Origin of the sequence: Aliiglaciecola sp. NS0011-25 (assembly GCF_040370605.1) — a bacterium.
In the GTDB taxonomy this organism is placed as follows: domain Bacteria; phylum Pseudomonadota; class Gammaproteobacteria; order Enterobacterales; family Alteromonadaceae; genus Aliiglaciecola; species Aliiglaciecola lipolytica_A.
Window position 1 is genome coordinate 14,324 of the sequence record NZ_BAABWR010000015.1, and the last position, 19,000, is coordinate 33,323.

Annotated in this window: 18 protein-coding genes; 10 read left to right on the top strand and 8 right to left on the bottom strand. The window is 41.1% G+C overall.

Features of this window, described 5'->3' with window-relative positions; translation table 11 throughout:
* The first annotated feature begins 10 nt into the window (after positions 1–10).
* Entirely contained in the window at positions 11–502 is a 492-nt protein-coding gene (locus ABWV72_RS13855; RefSeq protein WP_216048429.1) for a LabA-like NYN domain-containing protein, read from the top strand.
* A gap of 96 nt (positions 503–598) precedes the next feature.
* On the top strand, positions 599–889 hold the full coding sequence (locus tag ABWV72_RS13860; protein ID WP_342804574.1) for a YebG family protein: 291 nt from the start codon (positions 599–601) through the stop codon (positions 887–889).
* Positions 890–1,194: 305 nt separating this feature from the next.
* Here the strand turns inward: ABWV72_RS13860 and ABWV72_RS13865 are convergent, their stop codons facing one another.
* The 3 genes from ABWV72_RS13865 to ABWV72_RS13875 form a co-directional block, all read right to left on the bottom strand.
* Complete coding sequence (locus tag ABWV72_RS13865; RefSeq protein WP_353371215.1) at positions 1,195–2,388, bottom strand: serine hydrolase domain-containing protein; 1,194 nt, start codon at positions 2,386–2,388, stop codon at positions 1,195–1,197.
* Positions 2,389–2,760: 372 nt separating this feature from the next.
* Complete coding sequence (locus ABWV72_RS13870; protein ID WP_216048425.1) at positions 2,761–4,107, bottom strand: class II 3-deoxy-7-phosphoheptulonate synthase; 1,347 nt, start codon at positions 4,105–4,107, stop codon at positions 2,761–2,763.
* Positions 4,108–4,305: 198 nt separating this feature from the next.
* The gene (locus ABWV72_RS13875) at positions 4,306–4,791 is read right to left on the bottom strand and encodes a low molecular weight protein-tyrosine-phosphatase (protein WP_216048424.1); all 486 of its coding nucleotides are present in this window, start codon (positions 4,789–4,791) and stop codon (positions 4,306–4,308) included.
* Positions 4,792–4,889: 98 nt separating this feature from the next.
* Here ABWV72_RS13875 and pepE point away from each other — a divergent pair, with 98 nt between their 5' ends.
* On the top strand, positions 4,890–5,594 hold the full coding sequence (gene pepE / locus ABWV72_RS13880) for a dipeptidase PepE (RefSeq protein WP_353371218.1): 705 nt from the start codon (positions 4,890–4,892) through the stop codon (positions 5,592–5,594).
* On the opposite strand, the gene bioD is transcribed toward pepE, so the two are convergent.
* From bioD to bioB, 4 genes are read right to left on the bottom strand one after another with little or no spacing between them, the layout of a single operon-like run.
* Positions 5,583–6,260 carry a dethiobiotin synthase gene (gene bioD, locus ABWV72_RS13885; RefSeq protein ID WP_353371220.1) on the bottom strand — a complete coding sequence of 226 codons (678 nt, stop codon included), beginning with the start codon at positions 6,258–6,260 and terminating at the stop codon, positions 5,583–5,585. The genes pepE and bioD overlap by 12 nt on opposite strands.
* A complete protein-coding gene (locus ABWV72_RS13890) occupies positions 6,257–7,057 on the bottom strand; it encodes a methyltransferase domain-containing protein (RefSeq protein ID WP_353371222.1) in 801 nt (266 codons plus the stop codon). Before ABWV72_RS13890 ends, bioD begins: the two co-directional genes overlap by 4 nt.
* The gene (locus tag ABWV72_RS13895; protein WP_353371224.1) at positions 7,050–8,258 is read right to left on the bottom strand and encodes an aminotransferase class I/II-fold pyridoxal phosphate-dependent enzyme; all 1,209 of its coding nucleotides are present in this window, start codon (positions 8,256–8,258) and stop codon (positions 7,050–7,052) included. The genes ABWV72_RS13890 and ABWV72_RS13895 overlap by 8 nt, the downstream gene beginning before the upstream one ends.
* A 3-nt stretch (positions 8,259–8,261) precedes the next feature.
* Positions 8,262–9,371: a biotin synthase BioB gene (gene bioB / locus ABWV72_RS13900; protein WP_216048419.1), complete on the bottom strand. Its 1,110-nt coding sequence runs from the start codon at positions 9,369–9,371 to the stop codon at positions 8,262–8,264.
* Positions 9,372–9,469: 98 nt separating this feature from the next.
* Here bioB and bioA point away from each other — a divergent pair, with 98 nt between their 5' ends.
* Positions 9,470–10,759: an adenosylmethionine--8-amino-7-oxononanoate transaminase gene (gene bioA / locus ABWV72_RS13905; protein WP_216048418.1), complete on the top strand. Its 1,290-nt coding sequence runs from the start codon at positions 9,470–9,472 to the stop codon at positions 10,757–10,759.
* A gap of 7 nt (positions 10,760–10,766) precedes the next feature.
* Here bioA and ABWV72_RS13910 read toward each other — a convergent pair whose 3' ends face one another.
* A complete protein-coding gene (locus ABWV72_RS13910; RefSeq protein ID WP_216048417.1) occupies positions 10,767–11,147 on the bottom strand; it encodes a hypothetical protein in 381 nt (126 codons plus the stop codon).
* A 225-nt stretch (positions 11,148–11,372) separates the two neighbouring features.
* On the opposite strand from ABWV72_RS13910, the gene asnS reads away from it, so the two are divergent.
* The 6 genes from asnS to ABWV72_RS13940 all read left to right on the top strand — a co-directional run bounded on the left by asnS (position 11,373) and on the right by ABWV72_RS13940 (position 18,844).
* A complete protein-coding gene (gene asnS, locus ABWV72_RS13915) occupies positions 11,373–12,770 on the top strand; it encodes an asparagine--tRNA ligase (protein ID WP_342804581.1) in 1,398 nt (465 codons plus the stop codon).
* A 131-nt stretch (positions 12,771–12,901) separates the two neighbouring features.
* On the top strand, positions 12,902–14,314 hold the full coding sequence (locus ABWV72_RS13920; protein ID WP_353371227.1) for a pyridoxal phosphate-dependent decarboxylase family protein: 1,413 nt from the start codon (positions 12,902–12,904) through the stop codon (positions 14,312–14,314).
* A complete protein-coding gene (locus ABWV72_RS13925) occupies positions 14,311–15,465 on the top strand; it encodes a paraquat-inducible protein A (protein ID WP_353371229.1) in 1,155 nt (384 codons plus the stop codon). The genes ABWV72_RS13920 and ABWV72_RS13925 overlap by 4 nt, the downstream gene beginning before the upstream one ends.
* Positions 15,452–17,134, top strand: a complete 1,683-nt coding sequence (gene pqiB, locus ABWV72_RS13930) for an intermembrane transport protein PqiB (RefSeq protein ID WP_216048413.1) — start codon at positions 15,452–15,454, stop codon at positions 17,132–17,134. The genes ABWV72_RS13925 and pqiB overlap by 14 nt, the downstream gene beginning before the upstream one ends.
* Complete coding sequence (locus tag ABWV72_RS13935; protein ID WP_216048412.1) at positions 17,127–17,729, top strand: PqiC family protein; 603 nt, start codon at positions 17,127–17,129, stop codon at positions 17,727–17,729. The genes pqiB and ABWV72_RS13935 overlap by 8 nt, the downstream gene beginning before the upstream one ends.
* Positions 17,729–18,844, top strand: coding sequence for a GGDEF domain-containing protein (locus ABWV72_RS13940; RefSeq protein WP_353371232.1), 1,116 nt, complete (start codon positions 17,729–17,731; stop codon positions 18,842–18,844). The genes ABWV72_RS13935 and ABWV72_RS13940 overlap by 1 nt, the downstream gene beginning before the upstream one ends.
* The last annotated feature ends 156 nt before the right edge of the window (positions 18,845–19,000 follow it).

Consider the following 19,000-nt stretch of genomic DNA (forward strand, 5'->3'; position numbering starts at 1 on the left):
CGGTATCAGTATGCAAAATAAAGCTAAAAACATCGGCGTTTTTGTTGATGTGCAAAATGTTTACTACACCTGCCGACAGGCTTATCAAAAACAGTTTAATTATCGCCAGCTTTGGCAACAACTTTCAGAACACGGCAATATAGTTGTAGCCAACGCTTATGCGATAGCCCGCCAAGATGACCAACAAATTAAATTCCAAGATGCCCTTCGGCATATTGGTTTTGAGGTTAAACTAAAACCCTTTATTCAACGCAGTGATGGTACCGCCAAAGGTGATTGGGACGTCGGTATTACCGTTGATATGATCGACCAGTCAGCGCATTTAGACGAAGTTATTTTACTCAGTGGGGATGGCGATTTCGCGGTACTGATGGGCTACATTAAAACTAAGTTTGGCGTTTCTACACAGGTTTATAGCGTGCCTAAATTAACCGCCAAAACATTGAGTGATTGTGTCGATGTGTATCATTCAATTGAGGCTAATTCTCCGTTACTCAAATAAATAAACATCAATCACAATTAATACTGTCCAAACATACAGTAGTTTGCTATATTTAATTTCGACGGCACAAAACCTACTGAAATTTGAGGATATATTATGGCGATTATTGTGAAATATGTTGTTGAGCGAAATGGAGAAGAGAAACTTGTGACTTCAGACAAAAAAGCCGCTGACCAATATGACAAAATGCTTGATGTAGCGGATAACCTAAGTACCTACATTCAGGCTAAAGGTATTAAATTACCTAATGATGTATCTGAAGAGCTGACTATTTTACTGTCTAAAAACAAAGATGTGATTAGTAAGTTGTTTAAAGGTACAGATGCAGATTCAATTTTAGAGCAAGAAAAAGCAGAAGTGGTAAAAATGGATAAGAAGAAAGCCTGAGCAATAATTTAACTTCTTATTTCAATACCAAGTATTGAGCAACTGTGCACGATTTAGCGAAGCCCTCCTTGCTAATTAGTTACGCTGATTAAATCGGATAATAGGCCTTTGGTAAAATATCAAAGGCACTCTTTTACTCAGTTAGTAATACTTAATTAAAAATACTCAACTAAAAATTCTCAGCCCAAAAATAGTAATTGAAGTGACGGCGACAAAACGCAACGATTACAACAATTCCAATCTACTTAGAACGCCAAAATAGCCACAGAGTATTGTGTTTTGCAGCATGCAATTACAGATAGATTTTATTCCTGATCAATCGTTGCTTTAACACTATCAATAAACTCAAAACGTTTCCGATCTAGATTAGCATCAGTGGCAGTTGGCCAATTGCCATTAAATGCAATCACTAGGTCTCTATTCGGATCAATAAATATTGTTTGTCCAAATATACCTCGAGCAGTATAACTGCCATCTTCAAACGTCCACCATTGATAGCCATAACTTCTTTTCGAAGTTGGAGAAGTCTCAACTCGGTTAGTCGTCGCTTTGCTAACCCAGTCTTGTGGGAATACGGACTCTCCATGTATGTGACCAGCCTCTAACATAAATAAACCGTAACGCGCAAAATCACGCAGGCTTGCTTGAATGCAACAACCGGATATTTCATTGCCATCAGGGCCTAAAATCCAAGTCGCTTTGTCAGCCATACCAAAAGGTTGCCAAATTTTCTCCGTCAAATAATCGGCAAGTGTTTGGCCTGTGGCTTGTTCAACCAAAATGCCAATTAGATTTGTCTCACCAGTGGAATAATGCCAAGTTTCGCCAGGTGGGTTGGCTCTTGATAATCTGCGCATGTAGCTGACGATTGTCGGTAAACCATCTACTGCTTTGTGATTGTTAAACAAAGCAACGTCTGAATTTGGATCAGAATAATCCTCATTCCACGCCACTCCTGATGTCATAGTAAGCAATTGTTCAATGCTCACATCATCATAAACAGAACCTTTTAAGCCCGAAATGTAATCTGAAACACTATCATTAAGACTGCTTATAAGACCCTCTTTTAAAGCGATACCAACAAGACTTGAAGTAAATGATTTCGCCACTGAAAAACTCGTCCATCTAGAATCAACAGAATGGCCAAGTCCGTATTTTTCCAATCTAATTTTACCTTTGTGCAGGATTAAAGCACCGGCTAATCGTTGTTCTTTAAAAAAGTCATCAATATTTTGATTTAGTACTAACTCATCGCCCACTGCTAATTCTCTGCTATTACTACTTGGTGTAATTGCAAGAGACTTAACCAGAAAGGGAGCCTGATCCAACACTTTAAAACCAGCATCTCGCTGACTTAGATTCCAAAAAAGAATGTCAGTATTTTTAGGTGGGTCAAGTATTAAGGCGCGCCAAGCTGGACCTATCCACCACCAGCCTATTGCAACAATTAGAGCAAGGCCGAGGAAAGTACTGATGGTCCATTTGAAAAAGGTTTTCATATTAATTTGTCCCTGTAACTACCGTGAAAAGTATTCGTCATCAATGAAGAATTAATATAAATACTAAGTTAGTATGTTTCGATTGCTTATTTTAAATCAATTAATAGGCAGTAAATTAATCACTTTCCCCCCAACCGTCAGTCTCTGAACAATGAGTAACTAAGCAGCCGATCCAGCTTAATATACAAGACTAACAAAGTCTAAAATATGATGGTTGTCTTAAAGGTACGCTAAAAGTGCGCCGAAGGTTCGATATTATTATGTAGTCTGGCATTTGTCTGCTCAATCAAACACTTACCAGAAACAAAAAAAGCCAGTCGCGTTAGCAACTGGCTTAAAATAGTTAACCTTCAATTGTCGTCAACAATAGGCCTATTTACCACTTTTCAAATGGTCTGCTACTAAAAATGCCATTTCTAACACTTGGTCAGCATTCAAACGCGGATCACATTGGGTTTTATAAGCCTGGGCAAGATCGTCATCACTGATTTGATACGCGCCACCAGTACATTCCGTCACATGCTGGCCAGTCATTTCTAAATGAATACCACCTGGATGTGTACCTTCAGCACGGTGAGCAGCAAAGAACTGCTGAATTTCGCTTAAGATGTCATCAAAGTTTCTAGTTTTATAACCACTAGATGCTTTTTTGGTATTGCCATGCATTGGATCTGAACTCCACACGACTTTTCGTCCTTCCGCTTTTACTCGGCGCAGTAATTTTGGCAAATTTTGCTCAAGCTTATCTGCCCCCATGCGCGTAATGAACGTCAAACGACCAGCGCTATTATCTGGGTTCAAGGTGTCGATTAATCTCATCAATTCGTCTTCTTGAATTGTTGGACCAATTTTAACCCCAATAGGATTATGTATGCCGCGGAAGAACTCAATATGGGCGTGATCCAATTGACGGGTGCGCTCACCAATCCACACCATGTGTGCAGAGCAGTTGTAAGGCTTACCTGTCAATGTATCAATGCGGGTTAACGCTTGTTCGTAATTTAGTAGCAACGCTTCATGGGAAGTAAATAAATTAGTTTCATGCAAAGTTGCGTTATTCACATGATTAATACCAATCACATCCATAAATTCCAATGCATCTTGCAAGCGGTTGGTGACGTCTTGATAACGATCACGTAACGGATTGTTCTCAAGAAAGGTCATATTCCAACGATTCACCTGATGCAAATCCGCTAAACCACCTTGGGCAAATGCGCGCAATAGGTTTAAGGTTGAAGCGCCTCTATGGTATGCCTCTAACATCCGATTAGGATCAGGCATTCTAGACTGCTCTGTAAATTCAAAGCTATTGATGATATCACCACGATAACTCGGTAAAGAAACACCATTAATCGTTTCTAAATCAGAGGAGCGTGGCTTTGCATACTGCCCTGCCATTCTCGCAACTTTTGTTACTGGGCATTTTCCAGCAAAGGTTAAAACAATTGCCATTTGCAGAATAACTTTAAAGGTATCTCTTATTTTAGGCGCATTAAATTCGTCGAAAGATTCCGCACAATCACCACCCTGTAGTAAGAAACCTTTGCCTTCGGCTACATCACCAAGTTGTTTGTATAGTTGCCTTGTTTCTTCAGCAAAAACCAGCGGAGGATAACTATGAAGTTTGCTCTCTACTTCTTTTAATAAAGCTTGATCTTGATAAGTAGGTTGTTGCTGGATAGGTTTAGATCTCCAGCTATCCGGTTGCCATTGGCTCACACGCATTCCTTAAATACAGTCAAAAAAAGCAGGCTATACCTGCTAAATAAAAATTACGGGGAAATTACCCTAAAACGCCTTTATAGTACAATGTCAATACGCGCTAATCTATTCAACTATGGACTATAACATCGATTTAAATTGTCATAGACAATATAGACAATGAGATGGGAATAAATTCAAACGTACTTACGATTGTTAATCATCTAGAACAATCAGAGCAGATATATGCTCGATAAGACCATCAGCTGATGCCTCGATTAAATCAAGAACATACTCAAAGCCTTTCTTTCCGCCATAATAAGGATCTGGGATTTCCTGTTCCTCTAACCCAGAAAAAGACATAAACAACTTTATTTTATCTTGATACTCTTCTGGGCATTCACTTTGCAAACCACGAAGATTCATTTCATCCATGGCGATCAGAATATCGAAGTCACTAAAATCTTGTTTGGTGATTTTGCGACAATTTATCCCTGAAAAATCATAACCTCGGGCTTCCCCCACGGCAACAGAACGCTCATCGGGTTCCGCGCCAGTATGATATCCTTGGGTTCCCGCTGAATCTATTTTCAACAGCAAACCTTTTTCATGGGCTTTTTTCCTAAATACTGCTTCTGCGCTAGGAGAACGACAAATATTGCCCAAACATACAAACAATACAGAGCGAATTGTTACAGCCATTCGAGTTGTTTCCTATTCCTGATTCTCTTATGCTTAAGAGTCTATTCTATCTAGCTAAAAAAGCGCGTCTAGCGTTAAATTCATTTCAAAGGAAAAAAATGTCAGAAAAACGTGTACTCATGTTGAGCAGTTCAAAAGTTGGCAATGAAGAATACCTAGCTAACCCCAGAAAAATGATATTGCCGTTTTTAGATAAGGTTAAAACTGCGATTTTCATCCCCTATGCAGGCGTCACTATGTCATGGGATGACTACACTGAAAAAGTGCAACAGGCGTTACCAGAGATACGTATTACTGGTATCCACACATTGCCAAATGCAGCCGATGCAATCAATAACGCCCAAGCAATTATTGTCGGTGGAGGCAATACCTTTAACTTGCTTTATCAATTGCAGAGCAATGACATAATAAAAAGTATCCAAAATAAAGTGAATTCTGGTACCCCTTATATCGGCTGGAGTGCAGGTTCAAATATTTGTGGTTTGAGTATTAAAACCACGAACGACATGCCAATCATTCAGCCTGAATCATTTTCCGCTTTAGCCTTTGTTCCGTTACAAATTAATCCCCATTATAGCGATTATCAGCCACCTGGTCACAATGGTGAAACAAGGGCTCAACGGATTGCTGAATTTTGTGTATTGAACCCAGACACCCATGTAATTGGGATAAGAGAAGGAAGTGGTTTGCTGCTCCAGGGCGATACATTTACGCTAATTGGTGAACTCGACGGTGTTATCTTTAAAGGGAATCAACAACAAACCATAGCTGCTAATACAGCTCTAAATAACTTATTGAAATAACCTATCAATCGACAAATACTCTGCAGCTTGTTCGGTGTTTTTTAGCTTAGGCACAACACCGAGACAAGGTGCGGGGATCAATTGCTTTAAACTCTCAATATTGTCCTGTAAATACAACATCTGCTCATCAATCTGATTAGCTACCCAACCGATAACCTCTAGACCATCAGCGCAGATAGCTTGATAGGTGAGTAATGCGTGATTCAAACAGCCCAACTTTATACCAACCACCAACACCACAGGTATTTTTTGTTGGATCGCAAAATCTGATAAGAATGCCCCTTCGCCTAATGGCAAACGCCACCCACCCGCTCCTTCGGTTAGCAGTAAATCAGCATTTGCAGAGAGTAAATCTGTATAGGCTGAGGTTATTTGTTGTAAATCGAGGGTCACTCCCATGCGCTGAGCGGCTAAATGGGGTGCGACAGGATCAGCAAACGCGATGGGATTAATTTTTTCATAGGGTAATTGCAATGTGCTAACACGCTGCAGGGCCACTGCATCATCGTTTCTAAGACCTTCCGCGGTTTCAAAACAGCCGGCAGAAACCGGTTTAAAACCTATGGTGGAAAGCCCTCTTTTTGCCGCAAGCTGCAAAATGGCTGAGCCAATAACGGTTTTTCCTGCATCGGTATCAGTACCTGCAATAAAAATAGAGTTGATCATATATCTTTGCTCAAAATCAAAAAACTAACTTGGTAAGACAAGGGTAACTGGTCTTCAACGGCAAAACGTTGCTTATAAATCCGTTCAAATTCAGCTAAAGACTGTCGACTCAGTTTTGAGTGGTTACCGGTTTGAGGCACAACATTTGCGCCAATATGGCGAATACTATTTAACACGCTAATCGCGTTAGGGTGCCAGGTAGTATAGGTTTTTTGTTGCTCAAGCACTTTAAACCCGCACTGTTGTGCTGCTTTTACCAATTCGCGATGGGGAATGAATTGGTTGACTCTAGGGACGGAATCAATTTCCCCCCAAGTTGCCTGTAATTCTGACATAGAACCTTCGCTAAGCAGCGCTAAGACGGCGCGGCCATCATCGGTTAAGACCCGATTCGCCTCCGCTAAACTCTGCTGAATTGGCGTACACCACTGTAATGCCATACAAGAAAAAATCGAATCAAAGGACTTATCTGGAAATGGCAAAGATTCCGCGTCTGCTATGTGGAAGTCAATGAATCCTTTATTGTCGTCAGTTGGATTAAGTTTTTTCGCCTGCTCAATCATGCCCGCTGCTAAGTCTATGCCGCAGACATGTTGAAATTTGTCCACCAGCATTCGGGTTAAACGAGCGGTCCCACAACCAATATCCAACAATTTTCCGAGTGTATTAGCTTGCACCAACTGAATTGCATCAAAACCAATATCTAATTGCACTTGTGCGACATCATCATAACGATATGCTGATTGACTAAACTGGTAGGCTATTCTGCGCTTTTTATCCACAACGGTGTCAATCATGGGTTAATACCTGATAACGCTTAAGCACTATTACTAAAGCATCAACAAATGCATCTATGTCAGTGTGTTTATGACTGGCTGATAAGGTAATTCGTAGCCTGTCAGTTCCCTTAGGAACAGTGGGATAACGTATGGCTGTGACCCAAAGCCCAAGCTGCTTCAAATCCTCACTAATTTTCACACACTTAACTGGGTCGCCAATAACAATAGGTTGGATGGCAGTTTGTGAATCAGTTATCGGCACACCCGTTTGCAAGCATAACTGTCTAAACTGAGCAATTCGTTGGGTTAACGTTTGCTGCTTGACACCATCAGCTAACGATTGAAAACTCGCATAGGTTGCCATCGCCATAGCAGGAGGCATTGCGGTGCTATATACATAATGCTTGGCAAAGTTCACCAAGTAGTCGATAAGCACTTGCGAGCCTGCGACAAAAGCACCAGAGGTGCCAATTCCTTTGCCAAAAGTCCCCATTAATATCGGCACCTGAGATTGACTTAGATTCAATTGTTCAGCGCTGCCTAAGCCGGTTTTACCCAATACTCCCATGCCATGCGCATCATCTACCATTAACCAAGCATCATATTGCTGAGCCACTTTGTGCAGTTCATCTAAACGTCCCAAATCACCGTCCATACTAAATACCCCTTCGGTGGCAATAAGGTAATCCTGAATGTTAGCTTGAGACTGTTGCGGTGCTTGTCGGTTACTCGAAGCGAATAACGTTGTCAGATGATCAATATCATTATGCCGAAAGCGCTTGTATGTGCCGTCACAATGTTTTGCCGCTTCCACAAATGATGCATGCATTAACTTATCCGACAAAATACACAAATTCGGGTTTGCTAATGCCTGACAAATAGCTTGGTTGGCGGCAAAGCCAGAATTAAATAATAAAGCGGCTTCACGCTTTAAACCACTGGCTAAAAACTCTTCCAATTGCTGATGCGCACGAGTATGGCCGGTAACAAGTGGCGAAGCCCCACTGCCCACACCATAGCTGGAAATGCCTTCCACCCAAGCTTGCATAACAGCAATATCTTGACGTTGTCCTAGATAGTCATTGCCGGAGAAACTCAAAAAGTGCTGCCCATCAACCTCAATCATTGCGCCAGCAGAAGAATCGATTATCCGCCGTTGACGCAACAAACCTTCACGTTTACGTGCATTCAGAGCCGCTTGTAAATAAGCAAAAGCCACTGACTAATTAGTCGTCTCAGGCACAGCGACGACAGGTTTACTGGCATCGTAGAATAATTCATTTCCAGCTTGCTCTGACTCACCCGCCTGAATCTCTTCCATTAAAGCGGCTTCATGGGCTTCATCAGAATACTCACGAGTTTGTTTAGAGTTGATTCCCAATTTTTTGAATAGCATGACATCTTCATGGGTCTCTGGATTAGAGGTGGTTAACAATTTACAACCGTAAAAAATTGAATTTGCGCCAGCCATAAAACACATGGCTTGCATTTGTTCATTCATAGCCTCACGCCCCGCCGACAAACGAACAAACGACTTAGGCATTAAAATACGGGCTACAGCAATAGTACGAATAAATTCGAAAGAATCTAAATCTTCCACATCATCCAATGGTGTACCTTTTACTTTCACCAACATATTGATCGGTACACTTTCTGGGTGATGTTCTAAATTGGCCAATTGCATCAACAAACCAGAGCGGTCATCGGCCTCTTCACCCATGCCGACAATACCACCAGAACAGACATGCATACCGGCATCACGCACATTTTGCAGTGTATCTAAACGATCTTGATAGGTACGGGTTGTAATGATATCGCCATAATATTCGGGTGACGTATCCAAGTTGTGATTGTAATAATCTAATCCAGCTTGCTTTAGTGCTATCGCCTGATCACGGGTTAACATACCCAAGGTCATACAAGTCTCTAGGCCAAGCTTTTTAACTTCTTTGACCATTTCCAAAACATATGGCATATCACGCTCTTTTGGATTTCTCCAAGCCGCCCCCATACAAAAACGCGTTGACCCTGTTGCCACAGCCTCTTTGGCGCGCTGAATAACTTTTTCAATTTCCAAAAGGCGTTCTTTTTCTAGGCCAGTATCGTAACGCGCACTTTGCGGGCAATATTTACAGTCTTCCGGACAAGCCCCAGTTTTAATCGACAATAATGTGCTGACCTGCACATAATTAGGATCAAAATGTTGGCGATGAATACATTGGGCCTGGAAAAGCAAATCATTAAAAGGCATAGCGAATAATGCATTCACTTCGTCTAATGTCCAGTCGTGTCTTATCTGTGCTGCACCTGAAAAATCTGCTGGGAACGCCATATTTGGTCCTTTACTATCGAATTATGTTGGCTTAGTCTAAGGCCGACTTAAACATTGTCAACTCTTACCAGATACTTCGATTTACAAGTGAGCATTATTTGAACAAATCTAACCTAACTGATATCGAATTTGACCAAAAACATATTTGGCATCCATACACATCTGCGATTAACCCTCTTCCTTGTTATGAAGTTGAATCAGCAGAAGGGGTTTTCCTGAAACTGAAAGATGGCGAACGTTTAGTCGATGGCATGTCATCTTGGTGGGCAACCATTCATGGCTACAATCATCCAGAGCTAAATAAAGCGGCCAATAAACAGTTAGAAAAAATGTCTCATGTGATGTTTGGCGGAATCACTCATAAACCCGCTATCGATCTTTGCAGAACACTAGTGGATATTACACCTGAAGGCTTGGAGCGCGTGTTTTTAGCTGATTCTGGCTCAGTTTCGGTAGAAGTCGCAATGAAAATGGCATTGCAATATTGGGCGTGCCAAGGTGCTCCAGAGAAACACCGTTTTATATCCCCTCGCAATGGTTACCATGGTGATACCTTTGCGGCTATGTCGGTATGTGACCCGGTAAACGGTATGCACAGTTTATTTAACCAAGTGTTATCTTCACAAATATTTGCCCCAGCACCACAAACTCAATTTGATCAAACTTGGAATGAAGATGATATCGGACCCCTTGAGGATTTGATTCTTACCCACAAAAACGAAGTCGCAGCACTTATTATCGAACCAATAGTGCAAGGAGCCGGAGGTATGCGCATATACCACCCAGAATATCTTCATCGTTGTCGACAGTTATGTGACGAACACAACATTTTGTTAATTTGTGATGAGATTGCTACTGGGTTTGGTAGAACAGGTAAACTGTTTGCGTGCGAACATGCTGGTATAAGTCCAGATATCATGTGCGTAGGCAAAGCGTTAACCGGTGGTTATATGACACTTGCAGCAACGCTTTGCACAGAAGATGTTGCATTAGGGGTCTGTGCGTCTGAACCGGGCGTGTTTATGCACGGCCCTACGTACATGGGTAATCCGTTAGCTTGCGCGGTAGCTAATGCCAGTTTGGCTTTGTTGGCACAGAATAAGTGGCAAGCACAGGTCGAAAGAATTGAAAAACAACTGCAACATCAGTTGTTCCCCTTAAAAGACCATGTTGCTGTAGAAGACGTCAGAGTATTGGGCGCAATTGGTGTCGTTGAATGTAAAAAGGCGGTTAATGTTGCTGAGTTACAACGTGTTTTTGTTGATAACGGCGTTTGGATCCGACCATTTGGAAAACTCATTTACATTATGCCGCCGTTTATTATTAATCAGCAACAACTGACTCAACTGACCGCCGCTATTGCGATCAGTTTACAGACACTCAATTAGTGATATTTCAAAGATCAGATAAGATCCAAACTAATACCACTACGCTGATTGCCAATAAAATAACTACGTTTATACCAAAATAGTCATTTCGGCGGCGAGTTCTATATCGCCGCATGAAAAGTACAAACAGACTCATGAATGTGCATAGGCAAAGTAACATAATTAGATAAAGACTAAGAGACATAGCCCAATCTTGTCGACCAGATACTCCCCAATATTCTTGCACGCCAGATATCAATTCTGGCCGTGCATAATGGAAAACTATCAAAGAAGCGACAAATATCACCCAAGCAACAATATTCAATCCCAATACAATTTGGTAAAATTTATCGCGGCTTCGAGGCGTTTTTCGGCGGTTTTCGCCCTGCCAAGGGAATTGTTCAGACATATTCTCTATTTAGCGCCTATTTTTACTTGAGTCTGTCATTTAGCTAAGTAAGATTACACACCTTATTTATGCGACAGATTCTAGTGACATTTTAATTATCCAGCTTTAGTTACTGTAGAGCATTAATTTGGTTTCATCTAGGTTATTGTTTATCCTAGTCGTTTGTCTTATTTTAGTTTGTAATCAAAAATTTGCAGGTTAACCCTGCTGTAGTGGAGAATATCAATGGCGCATGCCCCAGTGGTTGACGTGTTAACTGGCAAGTACCCAATCGGGGAACAAGTAGTTTTAAAGGGATGGGTGAGAACCCGCAGAGATTCTAAAGCAGGATTATCTTTTATCAATTTGCATGATGGAAGTTGCTTTGACGCTATTCAGGTTATTGCACTGAATACAATGCAAAATTACAGCGATATCCAGCGTCTCACTACAGGTTGCTCAGTTGCAGTTACTGGCGAAGTGAAAGAATCACAAGGTAAAGGTCAGTCGTTAGAAATAGAAGCGACCCAAGTTGACATCTTAGGTTGGGTTGAAAACCCAGACACTTACCCAATGTCAGCAAAACGCCATAGTATTGAATACCTGCGGGAACATGCGCACTTGCGTGCTAGAACCAATGTCATTGGTGCGGTAACCCGTGTTCGCAATTGTTTATCTCAAGCTATCCATCGCTTTTTCCACGAACAAGGCTATTTTTGGATCAGCACTCCCATATTAACTGCCAGTGATACTGAAGGGGCTGGTGAGATGTTCAGGGTTTCGACCTTAGATATGATGAACATCCCTAAAACCGAACAAGGTGAAGTCGATTATTCACAAGATTTTTTCGGAAAAGAAACCTACTTAACAGTATCAGGTCAATTGAACGTTGAAACCTACTGTACAGCAATGTCCAAAGTGTACACTTTTGGGCCGACCTTTAGAGCTGAGAATTCAAACACAAGCCGCCACTTAGCGGAATTTTGGATGATCGAACCAGAAGTCGCCTTCGCAGAATTGTCTGACGTAGCGCAACTTGCCGAAGATCTTTTAAAGTATGTGTTTAAAGCCGTATTGGAAGAACGTGCCGATGATATGGCTTTCTTTGCGCAGCATATCAATAAAGACGTTAAAGATAGAATGGAAAAAGTGATCGCCCAAGATTTCGTCAGAATGGATTACACCGATGCCATTGAAATACTCAAAAACTGCGGTAAAAAATTCGAATTCCCAGTTGATTGGGGTGTGGACTTGTCGTCAGAACATGAGCGTTACCTTGCAGAAGAGCATGTAGGTGCGCCGATTATTATGCAGAACTATCCAAAAGATATTAAAGCATTTTATATGCGCATTAATGACGATGGCAAAACAGTGGCAGCAATGGATGTATTGGCCCCGGGTATTGGTGAAATCATCGGCGGCTCTCAACGTGAAGAACGCCTAGACGTATTTGACCAACGACTTGAAGAAATGGGACTGGATAAAGAAGACTACGCTTGGTACCGAGACTTGCGTCGCTATGGCACAGTTCCACATTCTGGATTCGGCTTAGGCTTCGAACGCCTAGTTGCTTATGTCACAGGTATGCAGAATATTCGTGACGTAATCCCCTTCCCTCGCTCGCCAGGTAATGCAAATTATTAATCGATAAAGTTTATTTACTTTTCTCGCAGACAAAAGCCATCTTAAAGATGGCTTTTTTTTACTTATTTTTCCTAAAAAACAACTACATTTAGTGATAACGTTAGCCTTACCCTCAACTAAGAAGTACGACTATGTCAAAAATACAAAAACACATGTTCGAGCAAGTTCGTACTTCTGCTCTGTTAAAACAAGCCTGCAAAAGTGCACTTGAATACCAGACAGATACAGATGAAAAAACAATCTATCCAAGCAATAAGGATTTGGATCTGCTCAGCGCATTTGATGGCGACTTACCGGAAAATATTGGCGACGCAAACGCGCTGTTAGATTTACTCGCCAATCAAGGGGCACAAAATACCGTACGTTACTCAAATGGTCGTTATTATGGTTTTGTTAATGGTTCGGCACTGCCCATAGGTTTGGCGGCAAAATGGTTAGCTGATGTTTGGGATCAAAATGCAGCGCTATTTGTCATGTCACCAATAGCGGCAAAATTAGAGAGCGTTTGCCAACAATGGTTACAACAACTATATCAATTGCCGGAAAATACTGTGGCAGGGCTAGTTGGAGGGACTTCAGTTGCCAGTTTATGCGGTTTGGCGGCTGCCCGTTATCGTCAATTAACGCATTTAGGATGGGACATTGCACAACACGGACTTTTTGCAGCGCCTGCCCTTCGCATCATTTTAGCTAAACAAACCCACGGAACTGTGGTGAAAATGTTGAATCTATTAGGATTTGGTCAACAGCAAATTGAATGGGTTGAATGTGATGAACAAGGTCGCATGCGCGTTGATGCGATTCCTCCGCTTGATCATAGTTGTATTCTCGTTTTACAGGCTGGAAACGTTTGTAGCGGGGCTTTCGATGACTTCCAAACCATCATTCCTAAAGCCCAAGCCGCTAAAGCCTGGGTGCATGTTGATGGCGCTTTCGGCTTATGGGCGGCAGCATCCGCAAAGTTTAATGAACTAACCAAAGGCGTTAATCTGGCGAATTCATGGTCTGTTGATGGTCACAAAACCTTAAATGCGCCCTACGATTGTGGAATTATTTTATGTGCAGATCCCAAAGCGTTAACGCAGGCTCTGCATCAACAAGGTTCCTATATACAAACCAGTGAAAACCGCGACAATATGATTTTTACACCTGACATGTCTAGGCGTGCCCGTGGAATAGAATTATGGGCATGTTTGGCTTATTTGGGTAAAAACGGTATTGCAGAACTTGTTGAGTTATTGCATCAACATGCCGTCTACTTCGCCAAAAATATCCGAATTGCGGGTTTTAAAGTACTTAACGATGTTGTATTTAATCAAGTTATAATCTGCGCTGATTCAGATGAAATTACGGTTAATACACTCAAAGCAATTCAAAACTCTGGTGTAACCTGGTGTGGTGAGGCGACATGGATGGGCCGAAAGGTGATTAGAATTAGTATATGCTCTTGGGCAACCACAGAGACTGAAATAGATAAAAGTATCGCGGTATTTTCTGAATGTTTGGATAAACACATACAACTGGCTAACGGTGTTTATAAATGAGTCAACACTTATCCGATCCTATCCACAGCGGGCAAACGGTCTGCCAACAATGTGATACATCAGTAGAAATACCTCGTTTAGCTCATCGCCAGAAAGCAAAATGCCCATGTTGTGGGCACGTATTGACGCAACACCTCGCAAGGGCCAATCAAAGAATAATCATGTTCGCCCTTAGCGCTTTAATTTTTTTACTGTTATCAATGCCATTTAACTTTCTTGGATTTAGCAGCAACGGGCAAAATCATGCAATTGGGATCATTTCCGGCTTAGACGTATTAATCGTCAATGATTATATGTTTTTAGCGGTGATCCAATTGCTGTCTATTATCATCGTCCCCGCCATAGTATTGCTGGGTTTACTGCTAGTCGTTGTGCCATTGCCTGTAAATAAAAATCCAGCCACTTCAAAGACTATCTTAAATATCGTTTACGCCCTCATTCCATGGAGCATGGCAGAGATATTTTTAATTGGAGTACTCGTAAGTTTAATCAAAATCAGTTCTTTTGCAGATATCAGTATTGGCCTATCATTTTATGCTTACATCGGTTTCACCTTATGCATGGTAGCCACATTGTTATCCATGGATAAACACCAACTTTATATCAACGCCACCCAAACCCAACACCGCCGTAAAAGACTTCCGAAGTCCGAAAGTATACAGCGTACTTGGGCGTTATTACTGACCTCGATATTGTTATATATTCCAGCTAACACTTTACCTATTATGCACACGGTATTTTTAGGTACCGATGAACCCAGCACCATACTGGGTGGGGTCATCTCCATGTGGCAGAACAAGTCGTATCCAATTGCGTTGGTCATTTTTATTGCCAGTATAGTTGTGCCCATAGGTAAGTTGGTAATATTAATCTGGCTTAACTATTGTGCGCAAAACGGTACAATCAAAAAACAAAACACCCGTATATTTTGGTACCGATTAACAGAGTTTATAGGTCGGTGGTCAATGGTTGATATATTCGCCGTTGCGATTTTGGTTAGTCTCATTCAACTAGGTAATACCATGAGTGTATTTCCTGGTCCTGCTGCAATGGCATTTTGTGGTGTGGTGATACTAACAATGCTAGCAGCGATGACTTTCGATCCTAGATTAATTTGGAGCAATTCGGACGCACAAGATGATAGACAATAAAAACCAACAAGTAAGCGCGCAAGAAGCAGATGTAGAGTCTAGTCGAATAATCTCAAAATTTTGGCTGATTCCATTAGTCGCCCTGTCTATTGGAATGTGGATGGTGTATCACCAGTGGGCAAATCAAGGCCCGTTAATTAACATTGAGTTTGTTTCAGCCTCTGGTATTGAAGCAGATCAAACAAAGATAAAAACCAAAGATGTCGAAATTGGTGTGGTTAAAAAGGTAGAACTAAAACCCGATTTAAGTGGCGTAATTGTAACCGCAAGAATGAGCCCAAGTGCCGAAATGCTGCTTGGAAAAGATAGTAAGTTTTGGCTGGTGAGGCCCCGTGTCTCTCTTAATGGTGTATCTGGATTAACCACCCTATTTTCCGGCCCTTATATTACTTTGGAACCAAGCACCGAGGGCGAACTGTCTACTGAATTTATCGCATTTGAAAATCCCCCTGCCACAGCAGCTGGCACACCAGGATTACAGATAACCTTAAATAGTGACGAAGAACTATCCTTTAAAGCCGGTGATCCGATTATTTATAAAGGATTGAAAGTCGGTGAATTTGAAGACATGCATTTTGATGTAGATAGACGCATAGTTTCTTACAATGCCTTTATCCAAGCGCCTTACCACAAACTTATCACTGAAAATACCAAGTTTTGGAATGCCAGCGGTATGAGTCTTGATCTTGCCGCCAATGGGATAGAAATAAAAACAGGAAGTATCGAAACCATTCTCACTAACGGTGTCACATTTGGCATTCCTGAGGGTATGTCAACGGGCAAGCTAGTCACAACACAAGCGTCATTTGAAATATATAAAGACTATAAAAGCGCTTCAAACAAAAGATATAAACTGGGGGTTAATTTTGTATTGATGATCAAAGATAGTATTCGCGGATTAACTGTCGGCGCACCTGTAGAATACCGAGGTTTGCAAATTGGTAAAGTGATTGAAATTAACCTACCAGGCGCAGCGCAGAGTAAATTACTTGATGATGAATTTGCGATTCCAGTCCTGATCAACATCCAGCCAAGCAGAATGCAGCAACCCGATGACCACACGGGTGTAGAGATTGTTAGAACACAAACATTACGTGGAATAGAACAAGGTCTTAGAGCATCCCTTAAAATTGGTAATATTGTGACCGGCGGCTTGTACGTTGATTTACAGCATTATGAGGATGCTGAACCGGAACCTCTGAGTAAGTTTCTTGGCTACAATGTGATTCCTACAACATCAGGGGAATTTGCGCAAATCACTCAAAAAGTAAGTGGTGTTTTAGACAATATAAATGCCATTCCTTTTGCCCAAATGTCTGAAGATGCGAGTCAACTAATGCAAACCTTTAATGCCACAGCTGAGGCATTAAAAGAGACCGTTGACACCCTCGATAGCCTGCTGGTTGACGTGAAGGACCAACAAACAAGTCAGAATATTAATCAAGCTGCCGAATCGCTAACTAGCTTACTCAAAGATTACTCTGCAGGGTCTAGAACTAATCAAGAATTAATTTCGACAATGCAAAGGTTTCAAACGACCTTGCAGCAACTCACTCCATTATTGCAACAACTCAACCAAAAACCGAATAGTTTAATATTCAGCGACGCTACGCAGCCAGAAGTTGAACCCAAAGCGCAATCTTTAAATCAGGAAACCGACAATGACTAAGCCAACCTTTTACCTATTCGGGCTGACTCTGCTGCTAGCGGGTTGTGCGAGTGAAGTGAACACAAATGTGCACTATTATCTACTCGATAACGCAGCCTCTATTTCAATGCCCGATGATATTGCACAGCGCCCTACTACAGTAGCAATTCAGACTATTGAGTTGGCCGACTACCTCAAACAAGCCAGTTTGAATATGCAAATGGATAATCATCAAGTGTTCTACTCTAAACAACATTATTGGGCGCAACCATTACAAACGAGCATTCGTAATTCATTACTAAATGATCTCAATAAAACGTCGAAAACTGCCTACTTTGTTGATCCACAATTAGTTAATTTCAAACAAGCAGACTTAACATTAGGATTAAAAATAAACCACTTTCTGCCTACATATGAATCAAAAGTGGTGTTAGCTGGACAGTATTGGATATATAATGATCAAAGCAACAGAAATTTAACTGACTCAATATATAACTTTAAGTACGAACTACCACTGGCAGAAAATGGTTATGGACATGCGGTGGGCAAACTACGAAATTTACTAGAACAGTTAAGCAAAGATATCGTAATAAACATGGAAAACGTTGAAATCTAATGATCAGAAAAATGACCAAGTGGATGCTGGCTTATCTTTATTTGGGTGTTGTTGGCGATAGAAATAGCGAATCTAATCAACAAATATTTGTCTCCAATCTTTTCTCCTGCATTGGCTATAGCCTCACTCTTGTTTTAGGTATTTCCGCCGCTTTCGGTGGCGAAATGGTGTTATCCATCTCTCTTTTTTCAGCCTGTTTTTTATTCTTTTTAAGTCACCAAATCCATCGTTTTAAACGAATTAAAAATACCTACAAAATATCTACCCGCATTATTTTTATATGTTTGTTATTTTTAATGCTTTATTTAGTTTACACCGGTGGCCATGCCAACACTGGACCATTATGGATTTATATTCTGCCTCCTGTAGCTTTCTTTTTTGGCGGTTTGCGTAAAGGCTTAGTCAACATTGGCCTATTTGTTATTTTGATTAGCATCATGTTGTTCTATCCAGGCGAAGTTTTATTAAATACATCCTACACCCACGAATTTAAGTCACGTTTAATTTATTCCTTTTTAACAGTTACTTTATTATTTGGCTTCTACGAATTTTCACGGCAAAAATTCATTACTTTTATGCAAAAATTAAGTGACCAATTCGAACGACAAGCAATGCAAGATCCCCTTACGTTGTTACCAAACCGTAGGGCCATGAAAGATTATTTGGAACACGAATACAATCGTGCACAGCGCAGTAAAGTCAATATGTCGTTATTGCTGTGCGACATTGATCACTTTAAAAAAGTAAATGACCTCCACGGCCACGATGGTGGAGACTACGTACTGCAAAACTTATCGGCGCTATTTACCTCAACGTTGCGTAAACAAGACAAGATATCTCGTTGGGGAGGAGAAGAGTTTTTGTTCCTTTTGCCAGAAACTAGCGAATCTGATGCACACTTTTTAGCAGAAAAAATACGCAAAAAAGTGGCTAATCATATTTTCAAATATGCTGGCAAAGAATTTAGTGTTACCTTGAGTATCGGTGTTAAAGAAGTAACCAAGAATATAAGCGTAGATAAAGCTATCACAGCTGCGGATAAGTTTTTGTATCAAGCTAAAGAAGAAGGACGTAACCGCACCATGCCTAAAGTCGTCCACGCCCATGCAGATTAAACCACTTCTTTCTAGACCATCATAAAAAGGCTCTAGCAGTTTAACTAAACGCATTTTTGAACCACTGCAAGATTTTCAAACGACGAAAAGCTGTCTCAACAATATGCATCAATGTTATCTAAACTAGATATGGCACTTATATTGCTATACTGATAC

What these genes read in the sequence shown, in the direction of transcription:
- ABWV72_RS13855 (WP_216048429.1), top strand. Translation starts at nt 11, where the DNA reads ATGCAAAATAAAGCTAAAAACATCGGCGTTTTTGTTGATGTGCAAAAT.
- ABWV72_RS13860 (WP_342804574.1), top strand. Translation starts at nt 599, where the DNA reads ATGGCGATTATTGTGAAATATGTTGTTGAGCGAAATGGAGAAGAGAAA.
- ABWV72_RS13865 (WP_353371215.1), bottom strand. Translation starts at nt 2,388, where the DNA reads ATGAAAACCTTTTTCAAATGGACCATCAGTACTTTCCTCGGCCTTGCT.
- ABWV72_RS13875 (WP_216048424.1), bottom strand. Translation starts at nt 4,791, where the DNA reads ATGGCTGTAACAATTCGCTCTGTATTGTTTGTATGTTTGGGCAATATT.
- pepE (WP_353371218.1), top strand. Translation starts at nt 4,890, where the DNA reads ATGTCAGAAAAACGTGTACTCATGTTGAGCAGTTCAAAAGTTGGCAAT.
- bioD (WP_353371220.1), bottom strand. Translation starts at nt 6,260, where the DNA reads ATGATCAACTCTATTTTTATTGCAGGTACTGATACCGATGCAGGAAAA.
- ABWV72_RS13890 (WP_353371222.1), bottom strand. Translation starts at nt 7,057, where the DNA reads ATGATTGACACCGTTGTGGATAAAAAGCGCAGAATAGCCTACCAGTTT.
- bioB (WP_216048419.1), bottom strand. Translation starts at nt 9,371, where the DNA reads ATGGCGTTCCCAGCAGATTTTTCAGGTGCAGCACAGATAAGACACGAC.
- ABWV72_RS13910 (WP_216048417.1), bottom strand. Translation starts at nt 11,147, where the DNA reads ATGTCTGAACAATTCCCTTGGCAGGGCGAAAACCGCCGAAAAACGCCT.
- asnS (WP_342804581.1), top strand. Translation starts at nt 11,373, where the DNA reads ATGGCGCATGCCCCAGTGGTTGACGTGTTAACTGGCAAGTACCCAATC.
- ABWV72_RS13920 (WP_353371227.1), top strand. Translation starts at nt 12,902, where the DNA reads ATGTCAAAAATACAAAAACACATGTTCGAGCAAGTTCGTACTTCTGCT.
- ABWV72_RS13925 (WP_353371229.1), top strand. Translation starts at nt 14,311, where the DNA reads ATGAGTCAACACTTATCCGATCCTATCCACAGCGGGCAAACGGTCTGC.
- pqiB (WP_216048413.1), top strand. Translation starts at nt 15,452, where the DNA reads ATGATAGACAATAAAAACCAACAAGTAAGCGCGCAAGAAGCAGATGTA.
- ABWV72_RS13935 (WP_216048412.1), top strand. Translation starts at nt 17,127, where the DNA reads ATGACTAAGCCAACCTTTTACCTATTCGGGCTGACTCTGCTGCTAGCG.
- ABWV72_RS13940 (WP_353371232.1), top strand. Translation starts at nt 17,729, where the DNA reads ATGATCAGAAAAATGACCAAGTGGATGCTGGCTTATCTTTATTTGGGT.